At 39.2% G+C, this 11005-nt stretch carries 9 protein-coding genes; 4 read left to right on the forward strand and 5 right to left on the reverse strand.

Annotation, left to right across the window (positions count from 1 at the left end; genetic code table 11):
- Positions 1-720: 720 nt before the first annotated feature.
- Positions 721-1578 (reverse strand): tetratricopeptide repeat protein, encoded by an 858-nt coding sequence (locus tag I6F48_RS20665; protein WP_197120221.1) that lies wholly within the window; start codon positions 1576-1578, stop codon positions 721-723.
- A 111-nt stretch (positions 1579-1689) separates the two neighbouring features.
- On the opposite strand from I6F48_RS20665, the gene I6F48_RS20670 reads away from it, so the two are divergent.
- A complete protein-coding gene (locus tag I6F48_RS20670; RefSeq protein WP_165739816.1) occupies positions 1690-3000 on the forward strand; it encodes a M20 metallopeptidase family protein in 1311 nt (436 codons plus the stop codon).
- Between the two features lie 76 nt (positions 3001-3076).
- On the opposite strand, the gene I6F48_RS20675 is transcribed toward I6F48_RS20670, so the two are convergent.
- The 4 genes from I6F48_RS20675 to pomA form a co-directional block, all read right to left on the reverse strand.
- Positions 3077-5017: a DNA topoisomerase III gene (locus I6F48_RS20675; protein WP_197120222.1), complete on the reverse strand. Its 1941-nt coding sequence runs from the start codon at positions 5015-5017 to the stop codon at positions 3077-3079.
- Positions 5018-5087: 70 nt separating this feature from the next.
- Positions 5088-5576, reverse strand: a complete 489-nt coding sequence (locus I6F48_RS20680; protein WP_024593682.1) for a hypothetical protein — start codon at positions 5574-5576, stop codon at positions 5088-5090.
- A 151-nt stretch (positions 5577-5727) separates the two neighbouring features.
- The gene (locus tag I6F48_RS20685; protein ID WP_007587113.1) at positions 5728-6648 is read right to left on the reverse strand and encodes a flagellar motor protein MotB; all 921 of its coding nucleotides are present in this window, start codon (positions 6646-6648) and stop codon (positions 5728-5730) included.
- A 2-nt stretch (positions 6649-6650) separates the two neighbouring features.
- Positions 6651-7418, reverse strand: coding sequence for a flagellar motor protein PomA (gene pomA, locus I6F48_RS20690; RefSeq protein WP_007587114.1), 768 nt, complete (start codon positions 7416-7418; stop codon positions 6651-6653).
- Between the two features lie 320 nt (positions 7419-7738).
- On the opposite strand from pomA, the gene I6F48_RS20695 reads away from it, so the two are divergent.
- From I6F48_RS20695 to dxs, 3 genes are all read left to right on the forward strand, one after another.
- Positions 7739-7981 carry an exodeoxyribonuclease VII small subunit gene (locus I6F48_RS20695; RefSeq protein WP_002961738.1) on the forward strand — a complete coding sequence of 81 codons (243 nt, stop codon included), beginning with the start codon at positions 7739-7741 and terminating at the stop codon, positions 7979-7981.
- 2 nt (positions 7982-7983) lie between these two features.
- On the forward strand, positions 7984-8871 hold the full coding sequence (gene ispA / locus I6F48_RS20700; protein ID WP_007587115.1) for a (2E,6E)-farnesyl diphosphate synthase: 888 nt from the start codon (positions 7984-7986) through the stop codon (positions 8869-8871).
- Between the two features lie 105 nt (positions 8872-8976).
- A complete protein-coding gene (gene dxs, locus I6F48_RS20705; RefSeq protein WP_169045060.1) occupies positions 8977-10839 on the forward strand; it encodes a 1-deoxy-D-xylulose-5-phosphate synthase in 1863 nt (620 codons plus the stop codon).
- The last annotated feature ends 166 nt before the right edge of the window (positions 10840-11005 follow it).

Below are 11005 nucleotides of genomic sequence, written 5' to 3' on the forward strand. Positions count from 1 at the left end.
ATTGTTAAAGAACGTTTTGAGTCGCTTTAGCGTCTCAAGGGATGCGAATAATACACCCTTTATTTTTCGAGTCAACACTTAGTTTTAAACTTTCTTTCGACAATTTAAAACCGAAGTTTTACTTAACTCTCTGAGTTGTTCCTGCCTCGCTATGCGTTGGCGTTTCCCGTCTCAGTGGGGTCGCATTATAGGGAGCGGCGGATTTTACGCAAGCGTTATTTGCATAAAATAGTAATTAAAATTAAGCCCCAAGCAAGCACACATGATAAGCACAAGTTACCCACAAAAACCTGTTGATAACTCTTGTTTTTACATAGCTAAACCATTCTATAGCTTTTAATTAAAACCTTAAAAATGCAAAAAGCACCTTATTTAGGTGCTTCTCAAAAGTAATAGTTATTAGAATCTAGGGTCTGTTTATCTTTCAAGGTTAAATTTGCAGCAGCCTGTTTAGTATTCAGGCAAGGCAGAGCCTATGTAGTGTGGTTACTCCCCATAAATAAGCGATAACGTAGCATTAATGCCAAACAGGCGCTGCCCAAAGGGTTCTTCCTAGGGGCTATTTACTCTTTGTTACTCGGTTTTTACTTATTCTTACATGGATGTAAGCCAGTAGGGTAACGCAGGAGCAATTACCGAGCCCGCTAGGTTACAAATCTCGCGCCGCGATTAAACACCCCCTAGTTTGAACAAATTTTAATCCGCAAAGAGCAACAGACCCTAGTATAAAATACTATATAACTTGCGACGATACTTTGCTGCGAGCGCATCACCATCGGGTAAAGAGGCAATAATGGCTAAAAAGCTTGGTTTCGCTTCATTGAAATTCAGATCTTTTTGCAGCACTGTAAATAGTATATCCAATGCTTCTTCTTTTCTGCCTGCTTCATTGAGTAAAATACTGAGCTCTTCTTTTAATTCTAGGTCATTTGGGTACTTTTCTACTTGTTGTTGCTTTTCTTTAATCTCTGGTGAGTCTTTTGCTTCAAGCGCAGCTTCGCATTTTGCTTTTATATTATTAAAGTAAGCATCTTGCTCTTGTACGTCTATTGTATTTATAAGCGCTTGGGCTTCATCTACCTTGTGAATTTGAATACATATGTCTGCAAGCACTAATTTGATGCGTGCATTACCGCTGTCTATTTCATAAGCTTGCTTTGCATAATTAAATGCAGCATTTAAATCTGACTTTAATAACGCTTGTTTTGCTTGCTCTAACAGTAAGTCTTGTTGTGCAGGTAGATGTTTCCCTAGGGCTTCTCGTATTTGTGCTTCAGTTTGAACACCAGCAAGTAAATCGACTGGTGCTGAGTCTTTTAATAATACAAGTGTAGGTAATGTTTGTAGCCCTACTTGTTGTGCAAGTTGAGAAGCTAGGGCTTGTTCTGCATCACAATCTAGGTTTGCCACTACTATGTAGCTTGCATATTCAGCTGCTACTTTATCTAAAATTGCAGCCTGTCCTATGCAATCAGGACTTTGTGGTGAGAAAAAGTTAAGCAACACTAATTTTTGTTGTGATGTTTCACCGAGTACTTGTTGAAGGTTTTGTGCATTAATACTAACTATGTTGCTCATTGAATTGATTGCCATATTCATCTATTTAGGTTTTTATATGGTGGTGAACATAATAATTACAAGTCATATACCTAAATCATCCGGTATACATATTCAACAATGAGGGAAAACATGAAATTAACTTATCTAAGTGCAATACTTTTATTAGCAAGCCCATTAGTACAAGCAAATGGACTCGATTTGAATTTAAGCAAAGCCATGCCAGCTATAGAAAAGTTTTACCTCGATTTACACCAATCGCCAGAGCTTTCTTATCACGAACAAGAAACGGGTAATAAAATAGCGGATAAATTAACTCAGCTGGGTTTTAAAGTAACAAGTAATGTAGGTGGCTTTGGTGTTGTCGGCATTTACAAAAACGGAAACGGTCCAACCGTGATGATCCGTACTGACACCGATGGCTTACCTATTATAGAGCAGACAGGAAAGTCCTATGCCTCAAAAGTTAAAGTAATTGACGAGCATGGTGCTAAAGTAGGTGTAATGCACGGTTGTGGCCACGATATTCACATGAGCTCTTTTATTGGTACTGCTGAGCAATTAATAGTACACAAAGATCAATGGAAAGGCACTTTGATGATGGTTGCACAGCCTGCCGAAGAAGTTGGTGGGGGTGCTAAAGCCATGTTAGGCGAAGGACTATTTAGTAAATATGAAAAACCTGATCATATAATTGCGTTACATGTAAGTGCTAGCGTCCCCGCTGGTAAGATATCAATGAAAAATGAATACACTATGGCAAGTGTAGATTCTGTCGATATTACAATAAAAGGTAAAGGTGGTCATGGTGCTTATCCGCATACAACTATAGACCCTGTGATTATAGCTGCACGCACAGTACTTGCTCTGCAAACAATCACAAGCCGAGAACTTTCACCGCTAGAGCCTTCGGTTATTACGGTTGGGTCTATTCATGGTGGCTCAAAACATAATGTGATTTCGGATGAAGTAAAACTACAACTCACTCTCAGAAGCTATAACCCAAATGTTAGAAGTGCTCAAATAGCAGCAATAAAACGAATCACGGCAGGTATTGCACAAAGTGCTGGCCTAAATGAATCAAACTACCCTGTAGTATATGTACATGAAGATGAATCTATTCCATCTACTTATAATAACCCTGCACAAACAGACATTGTTAGAAACTCTATTGCCAGCGCAATTGGTGATACTAATGTGCTTGAAACACAAGCTGTAATGGCGGGTGAAGACTTTGGCCTATACGGACGCACCGATGAAAATATCCCGATTACCTTATTTTGGCTAGGAGGTGTAAACCAAGCACAATATGCAGATTCGATAAAAACAGCTGAAGTACTCCCTTCCCTACACTCTAGTAAATTTGCACCAGATTATAAAGTTGCTATCCCTACCGGAATAAAAGCAATGAGTAACGCTGCTGTTGCTTTATTTAATAAGTAACCTGAATTCTGGATAATAAATCTATCTCAAGTAGAGTTCAGGTTAAGTAATATCGTTTAATAAAATGGCTCTGTAGCTAACTAGCAACAGAGCTTTTTTTATAACTCGACTTTTTAAAGGTCGCTTTTCCACCTCGTTTAGCAAAGCGTTTTTTAGGTGAGCTTTTTGGTAACCTTGCAAATGCATTGCTATCGCAGTTTGCTGCTAATTGTACAAACCCATTTAGCTCAGCAAGTAAAGGCTGTAAAAATTGCTGATAACTCATTACTTGCTGCGCGATATCACCTAAGCTCGATTCCCACTTTGCGGTTAAATCAGGACTCGCTAAACCTTGTGGTAATACGCTAATAAGGGCAAGTCCCGTTTCGGTCGCTCTAATTGACTTACCTTCACGTTTTAAAAAGCGCCGCTTGAATAGCAACTCGATTATTCCCGCACGTGTTGCCTCAGTCCCTAAACCATCAGTGTCTTTTAATACTTTTTTAATTTGTGGATCTTTAACATAACGGCTAATGCCCGTCATCGCAGCCAATAATGTAGCGTCGGTAAAATAAGCAGGAGGTGATGTATGCTTTTCGACCACTTCGCCTTGCTCACAAAAAAGAGGCATACCTTTAGTTAAAGGAGGTAACGTAGCTTCATCTTTTAATTCAGACTTACCCATTAATACCTTAAAGCCCAGGCTTACATCTTGTTTTGCATTTGCTTTAAATAATCCGCCAGCGATTGTTATCTCTGCTTTAGTTTCGTTATATATATAGTCGGGATAAAACTGAATTAGGTAATGGCGGCTTATTAATTGATATACCTTCGCTTCGTCACCGTTCAAACTCGCTGACTTTAACTGCTTAGCCGTAGGCACAATGGCATGATGCGCAGCCACTTTTGAATCGTTAAAACATTTACTGCGCTTTTTTACATCAGCCCCATTTACCAATTCTGTGCTTTGCCCACCATTAGCACTTATAGCTTTAAAAATAGCTGATGCATCTTGATGGTGATCTTTAGGTAAATAACGATTATCCGAGCGTGGGTAAGTAATTAATTTATGACGTTCGTAAAGTATTTGGCAAATATCCAACACTTTTTGAGCTGGCATACCAAATGCTTTAGCCGCATCTATTTGCAGTGCAGATAGGTTATACGGTAATGGAGCACTTTGTTTTTTTTGTTTTTGGTCAAGTGAAGTAAGCTCAGCACTTTGCTTTGTAATGCGTGAAGCAACATTTTGTGCGAGTGCTTTGTTAAGTATTCGCCCTTCTTCATCTTGATGTGGCTCACATGCTTTACTAGGAACCCACTTAGCTATGAATGGCTGGTTATCTGGAGTAAGTAAATGCGCCAGTACATCGTAAAAAGGCTTAGATACAAAGTGTGCTATTTCGTTATCTCTATTAACAACAAGACCTAAAATAGGGGTTTGTACTCGCCCTACCGAAAGCACATTACCAAACCCTGCTTTTTGCCCAGCTAGTGTGTATGCACGTGTTAAATTCATACCAAATAGCCAATCAGCACGAGAGCGCGCTAAAGCAGATACACTTAACGGAATAAAATCTCGATTAGAACGCATAGTACCCAGTGATTTTTTTACCGCCGATAAGTTTAAATCACTAATGAGTAAACGTTGCGTACTCTGCTTTTTAGCCTGACTTATTTTAGCTTCTTCAATTACTTGATCGACTAGTAGCTGGCCTTCACGGTCTGGATCGCCAGCGTGAATAAGTTGCGAGGCTTGTTTAATTAATTTTTTTAAAACAGTGAGCTGTTTGCGAGTTTTGGTTTTGGCTTTTAACTTCCACTGTTCAGGTATTATAGGTAAGTGTTCAAACTGCCACTTTTTAAAGCGCTCATCGTAATCATCGGGTTCTGCTTGTTCTAGCAAATGTCCAATACACCACGACACACAATCGCCATTAGCGACTTCTATATAACCATCATATTTTTTATGTGGTTTTGGTAACGCATCAGCAATAGCGCGTCCAAGTGAAGGTTTTTCTGCAATGTAGAGTTTCATAGCCTGCTCATCACTGTTTATATAAACAGTAGTCTAGCACAGCTATTTTAAAGGAGGGAACTTTTTGTAACTATTGGCTAGCTGGGCTTTTTTTGTCTTTTGTTAAAATATAAATAAGCGGAAGATAACAAACAACAACGGTGCCTATATTAATAAATGGCAATAAGGTTTTATAAATGTATGTACTATAAGAAAGATCCCATAAATGGCGGTCGACTAATCTAAATAGCTGTAAAATTGGTGCCATAATAACAACCAATTGACCTAATACGCATTGCCATAAATAAACCTTATCTTTTAAACCCAGATATGCGATGAGTGCCATCCAAGCAATATCATTAAAGGCCCAAACAAGGTATCGATAAACATAAATCCCATTATCAAACTCTTTCAAGTAAGGATGAATAATGGTTCCATATAAAAAAAAAGCGGCTGTAATTAAAGCGAAACGCAGGGCCAAATAATCTTTTCTAAAATAAAAGATGAAAATAGCAGGGCTTAAAATAAACACCCAACTAGTATCTAATATCAATATAGTCTTTAAAAACCATTCAGGCATTAGAGTTAATCAAGTTTTTTTTCATCATCGTCATTACCACCGCCATTTCCTGGCATATGACTAAACTTATCGACCTTTTTCATAAACTATTCCGTTACATTTGTTAAAGAAAGCATACTTTATGATAAATAAGTGTGTTTGCCAATAAAAGTTATCTTACATCTATAGGAGCTGACTCTTTTGCTTTACCTTGTAATATAGATATTTCTACTCGGCGATTCCTGCGGCGATCTTCATCGGTGTCATTCGGTACAAGTGGTCGTGTTTCAGCTCGACCAACCACCATCATTCGGGTTTTATCAAATCCTTGGACTTTTTGCAGTTCACTTGCAACGGCTACAGCACGCTTTGATGATAGGTCCCAATTATTAATATATAACTCATTCGATACCTGAAAATCATCTGTATGGCCAGATACTGTTATTTCACCGGGTACATCTTTTAACAGCACACCGATATCTTGAATTATAGGTTTAAACTTAGGTTGTAAAAATGCACTACCTGAAGGAAATGAACCATTCTCTCTAATGCGAATAATTATTTGCTGCCCTAAAGACTCAAGCTCAATTGCGCCATCGATTATTTGCTTTTCAAGCTGCTGCGCTATCTTTTTAACAAGCTCGTTAGTTTGCTCCTGATCGGCTGCTGAAGTTGCTTGCTCAGAAGATTCTTCTTGTGAGGTACTACGAGATTCGCCACCGCGTTTATCCCCGCGCTGTTCTTGCCTGCCGCCTGCTGAGCTTTCATCGCCAGCCTGAAACTCTAACATTTGTTGAGTCATTTCGACTGTTTGCTGCTGAATGGTTTCTATTGGGGTTGGCTCTGGTTTACCTGGGGTAAACTCCATGGCAATAACAGAGGTCCCTTTAGGGATGTCTTTTACTTCAATTTTATTCTGCACACCAAAAGCAAACTTCATAGAGCCCGCAATTTGTTTAAACTTAAGTACATCCATTTCTGAAAACGCGAGCAAGAGTACAAAAAAGCACATTAACAGTGACATTAAATCGGCAAACGTTCCCATCCATGCAGGTAGACCTGGTGGTGGGCATTTGCACTCTTGATCAGACATAGTTACTCCTCGGTATCTACTTTGCGTTTAGATTCAGCTAAGTAATTTTTCAAAATACCTTCGATTACTTTTGGATTCTGACCATCTTGTATACCTAAAATAGCATCCAAAATTAAACGCTGATTCATAGCTTCCTCATCTTTACGCAGTTCAAGTTTTACCTGAATAGGAATTGCCACTACATTGGCTAAAAACGCGCCATATAAAGTTGTTAATAGTGCTACTGCCATTGCAGGACCAATTGCCTTCGGGTCATCCATGTTAGACAACATTGCAACCAAACCAATTAGAGTACCAATCATGCCCATTGCAGGCCCTATATCAGCTAACGACTTAAATAAACCCGCGCCCAATTCATGGCGAGTCGTAGTTAGAGAAATATCTTTTTGAAGTGTAGCGCGAACTACATCTGCATCATGGCCATCAACGAGCATATCGACGCCTTTGCGCATAAAGGGGTTTGGAATTTCAGCTTCTTCGAGTGCTAAAAAACCGCCTTTACGAGCTGAATCAGCAAGTTCTACTGCTTTTTCGATAAGTATTTCTGGCGTTTCGATTTTAAACATAAACGCTTTGGCAACAACTTTACCTATCCCCAAAAATTGCGACATAGTGAAGTTTGATAAAACAATAAAGAGTGAACCACCAAATACAATAACCACAGACGGGGTATTGTAAAACATAGCCATTTCACCGCTACTACTCATAAACATAGACATGACAATTAAGCCAATTGCGCCTAGGATCCCGATTATGGTTGCTAAATCCACATTTCCTCCAGAAGTTTCATGCTTAATGGCCTTATCATAAACTTTTATTATTAACTGCTTATCGGCAACATATTGAATTGCTTAAGCCATTTTTATAAATAAACATAAAAAGCAGCCTTTAGCACTATCTTAGGTCAAGTTATAAGGGCTACCTAATTATCAATTGATTTATTAAACCAACAGACCGCTATTAAGGCTTTATTAATGCACTTGAAATATAATTTAACGTTATAAAGGTAAAAAACCAATATCATCCTTTGACCTAGTTTAGCATTCCCCCTAAAATTGACCCTAAATTTATTATGTAAGCTGAAATAAAGATGGCGACTAAAAAACCTGAAAACTTAAGTTTCGAACAAGCACTAGAAGAATTATCTACAATCGTTAGTGACATGGAACAAGGTGACTTATCGCTTGAGCAATCGTTAAAGCAATTTGAGCGTGGAATTGCATTAGCAAGTGCTTCATCAGGGAAATTACAGCAAGCAGAACAAAAAGTATCAATTTTGATGGGGAATGGCGAAAAGTCAGTACTTACAAATTTTGATAATGATATGGAATAGCTGTGAGCATAAAAAATCATATTGAACGTGCTCAAAAAGATGTAGTAGCGACCTTACAACAGCATTTTAACCAGCCTCTAGATACAGAAGAAACGGTAAAGAACGCCACCCAGTATGGATTATTTAATGGCGGTAAAAGATTACGTCCATTTTTAGTTTATGCCACAGGTAAAATGCTCGGCGCAAACCATCAAGACTTAAACGTACTTGCTGCTGCAATTGAGTGTATTCATAGCTATTCGTTAGTCCATGATGACTTACCAGCAATGGATGATGACGACTTACGCCGCGGACGCCCTACTTGTCATATAGAGTTTGGCGAGGCAAATGCAATTTTAGCCGGTGATGCTCTTCAAACTCTTGCTTTTGAGCTTATTGCGAATCACAAATTTGAATGCTCATCGCAAACACAAGTAAAAATGATTGCTACACTTGCCCATGCATCAGGCCTTCAGGGTATGGTTGGCGGACAAGGCCTTGATATAGCAGCAACTGATAAAGTAATTACCGTACAAGAGCTTGAGCGAATACATAAGCTAAAAACCGGGGCTCTAATTAATTGCGCAATTACACTTGGTGCACTGTGCAGTGAAAAGGCTGATCAACAAACCTTAGAAAATTTAAGTGTTTTTGGGTATGCTATAGGGCTAGCATTTCAAGTACACGACGACATTTTAGATGTTGAAGGCGATACAGTTATTTTAGGAAAGCCACAAGGCTCCGATATTGCCGCGAATAAAGCGACATATCCGGCGTTATTAGGTATGCTAGGCGCTAAAGAAAAGGCGCAAAATTTAATACAACAAGCCCATGAAGCGTTAGCAAATATAGATGCTGACACAACACTTCTTGCGTCGCTAGCAAATTACCTAATTGAGCGTGACCACTAATTTTTGCTCATACGTATTGCAATTAGCACTGACATTATTACTCAACATTAATTATTCGTAAAAGCTTTGAATTAATTAATGTTAGCGAAGGATATATATAAAACCATGACACTTGATAGTAGCAAGTATCCATTACTTAATTTGGTTGACGAGCCAGCCCAATTGCGTGACTTAGCGCAAGACAAACTCCCTGCATTTAGCAATGAGCTGCGCGATTATTTACTCAACTCAGTATCGCAAAGTAGCGGTCATCTAGCGTCTGGTTTAGGGACGGTTGAACTAACCGTTGCGCTGCATTATGTTTATAACACTCCAGACGATCGCCTAGTTTGGGATGTGGGTCATCAAGCTTATCCGCATAAAATTCTTACTGGTCGTCGCGAGCAAATGCACACCATTCGCCAAAAAGACGGTTTACACCCTTTTCCTTTTCGCGATGAAAGCCAATACGATACGTTTAGCGTAGGCCATTCAAGCACCTCTATTTCAGCTGCCTTAGGTATGTCTATTGCTGCACAAAAAGAAGGTAAAGGTCGAAAGTCTGTAGCCATTATTGGTGACGGAGCTATAACCGCAGGCATGGCATTTGAAGCGATGAATCATTTAGGTGATGTAAAATCAGACATGCTTATTATTTTAAATGATAACGAAATGTCGATTTCTGAAAATGTTGGCGCATTAACAAATCACTTTGCTCGAATTTTATCAGGTAGCTTTTATACTAACATTCGTGAAGGTAGTAAAAAGTTACTCTCAGGAGTGCCTCCGGTAAAGCAACTTGCCAGTAAAATGGAAGAGCACATTAAAGGCATGATGATCCCGGGTACCTTCTTTGAAGAATTAGGCCTAAATTACATTGGTCCCATTGATGGTCACGATGTAAACATGCTTGTAGATACATTACGTAATATGCGTAATTTAAAAGGCCCACAGCTTTTACATATAAAAACGCAAAAAGGTAAGGGCTATAAACCGGCTGAAGCCGATCCTATTGGCTATCATGGTGTACCAAAATTCGATCCGAGCACAACTAGCCTACCTAAATCTAAACCTAGTGCTGCTACTTTTTCAAAAGTATTCGGCGATTGGTTATGTGATATGGCCGAACAAGACAGCAAGTTAATGGCTATCACGCCTGCAATGCGCGAAGGTTCAGGCATGGTACGTTTTTCTAAAGAGTTTCCAGATCAATACTTTGATGTGGCCATTGCTGAGCAGCATGCGGTTACTTTAGCTGCTGGCTTTGCCTGTGAAGGTTTAAAACCTGTTGTTGCTATTTACTCAAGCTTTTTACAACGTGCGTATGACCAATTAATACATGATGTTGCACTGCAAAACTTACCTGTATTATTTGCCATTGACCGCGCTGGTATTGTGGGAGCCGATGGTGAAACTCACCAAGGTGCGTACGATTTAAGCTTTATGCGCTGCATTCCAAATATGGTAATTATGGCACCAAGCGATACCAACGAGTGCCGTCAAATGCTGTACACCGGCTATAAAGCAAATTGCCCAGTTGCTGTTCGTTACCCTCGCGGTAGTGCAGGTACTGCAGACATTGAAAGCACTATGCAACTGCTTGAAATAGGTAAGGCAGATACAATTAAGAACGGCAGTAAAATTGCCATTTTATCGTTCGGTACATTACTTGAAAATGCACAGCTTGCTGCAGATGAATTAGATGCAACGCTTGTTAATATGCGTTTTATTAAACCACTTGATACCGCACTTTTAAATGAGCTTGCAACTAGCCACGATGTAATTGTTACGCTTGAAGATAATGCGATTGCTGGCGGTGCCGGCTCTGCAGTTAACGAATTCTTAGCAACGCAAAAAGCTGATATTAATATCCTTAACTTAGGTATTCCTGATGAGTTTATTAAACACGGCACCCAAGATGAAATGCACGATGAAATGGGGTTAGGCGAGCAAGGAATATTAACCGCTATTAAAGCGTTTATTAATTAACTTCCTATACATCTAAAGTTGAGCATATTAAAAAAGGAGCCTAGGCTAATGCCAGTCAGTTAAGCTGACTGGCATTTTTCTTTTTATGGGGATACTTAGATGGTTTTGGCTTAACCCATCGGGGATATCTTCTATCCTCTCGTCTAGCTGGAAGCTTAAATAAGAC

Source organism: Pseudoalteromonas sp. SWYJ118, from assembly GCF_015864505.1.
In the GTDB taxonomy this organism is placed as follows: Bacteria; Pseudomonadota; Gammaproteobacteria; order Enterobacterales; family Alteromonadaceae; genus Pseudoalteromonas; species Pseudoalteromonas arctica.

Bases quoted from the DNA above. Each gene is read 5' to 3' on its own strand.
- I6F48_RS20665 (WP_197120221.1), bottom strand. From the start codon at position 1,578: ATGAGCAACATAGTTAGTATTAATGCACAAAACCTTCAACAAGTACTC.
- I6F48_RS20670 (WP_165739816.1), top strand. From the start codon at position 1,690: ATGAAATTAACTTATCTAAGTGCAATACTTTTATTAGCAAGCCCATTA.
- I6F48_RS20675 (WP_197120222.1), bottom strand. From the start codon at position 5,017: ATGAAACTCTACATTGCAGAAAAACCTTCACTTGGACGCGCTATTGCT.
- I6F48_RS20680 (WP_024593682.1), bottom strand. From the start codon at position 5,576: ATGCCTGAATGGTTTTTAAAGACTATATTGATATTAGATACTAGTTGG.
- I6F48_RS20685 (WP_007587113.1), bottom strand. From the start codon at position 6,648: ATGTCTGATCAAGAGTGCAAATGCCCACCACCAGGTCTACCTGCATGG.
- I6F48_RS20695 (WP_002961738.1), top strand. From the start codon at position 7,739: ATGGCGACTAAAAAACCTGAAAACTTAAGTTTCGAACAAGCACTAGAA.
- dxs (WP_169045060.1), top strand. From the start codon at position 8,977: ATGACACTTGATAGTAGCAAGTATCCATTACTTAATTTGGTTGACGAG.